Genomic DNA, 1150 nt, shown 5'->3' on the forward strand with positions numbered 1-1150 from the left:
CATAAAGTTGCTATTATCTCTCGGACATCTCTGCGTATTCTCCCATACAATACCTTCTTTCGGTATTTAGGAATAAATTATATATGTCTTTTTAACTATCTTTTTATATCTTCTCAAATGTCCGCAAAGCCTTATTTTATCGGCTCTACGGGCATTTTGCCTTTGTGGTAAACCTCACATATCTAGGCTTATCTTCTTATATTTTCCCTGTCAATCGTGGTTAAAATCGTGGTAAATACTTCTATGCAATTAGACGCTGAACCTCTGATTTTGCGGTATCTATGGACGCATGAGCGTACCAGTTCATTGTGATACTGATATTTGAATGCCCCATGATATACTGTAAATCTTTCGGGTTCATGTTCTTGCTTGCCAGTCTTGTGCAGAACGTATGGCGTAGCGTATGCGGTGTGATATGTGGCAAAGGGTTGTCCATGTGGTGCTTGTTGTATTTCTTTACCATACGGACAAATAAAGTGCTGTAATCAATCGCAACTTTAGGCTTGCCTTTGGGATTGACAAATAAGAAGTTGCCCCGTCCGTCTATCACAAATGGGTCTGTCTTTGGGCGTTTCTTCATAACCCGTTGAAATGCCTGTATCGTTTCTTTGCTTAATGGCACTTGCCTAGTTCCGCTCTTTGTCTTAGGCGTTTCAATGTAATAGCCCTGTTCCTTGCTCTTTAGTAACTGGTGGTCGATAATCACAACCTCATTCTTGAAATCAATATCGGCTACTGTCAGTCCGCACAGTTCCGAAATACGAAGTCCTGTCTTTAACAGTATCAGTACATCATCGTAATACTTATGATACACGTTGTCCGTCTTGATGAATGACAGTAAGGCTTGTTCCTGTTCTTCTGTCAATGCGACTTTCTCTTTGGTATCATTTTCTAGGACTTCACTCAACTTGAAATCAAAGGGATTTTTCCTTACACAATCGTCTTGTATAGCGATATAGAATGACGCTTTTAATGAGCGTTTATAATTGTTAATGGTATTGTAGGAAAAGCCTTTGTCTTTCATGCGTAACGCCCATTCCTTAGCGTCAGAGAGCTTGATTGTGTCAATGCTCCTAGAGCGTGTTTGAAAAACATTTGATTTTGTTTATTTTAACCAAATTAGAATAGACGCGATGCATATGAAGCCCAG

At 39.6% G+C, this 1150-nt stretch carries 1 pseudogene; it reads right to left on the reverse strand.

The window, feature by feature from the left end:
• Window positions 1–241: 241 nt before the first annotated feature.
• Window positions 242–1078 (reverse strand): annotated as a pseudogene (locus I2G42_RS16220) (tyrosine-type recombinase/integrase); the annotation flags it as partial.
• Between the last annotated feature and the right edge of the window lie 72 nt (window positions 1079–1150).

It is taken from the genome of Fusicatenibacter saccharivorans (assembly GCF_015557635.1).
GTDB lineage: Bacteria > Bacillota > Clostridia > Lachnospirales > Lachnospiraceae > Fusicatenibacter > Fusicatenibacter saccharivorans.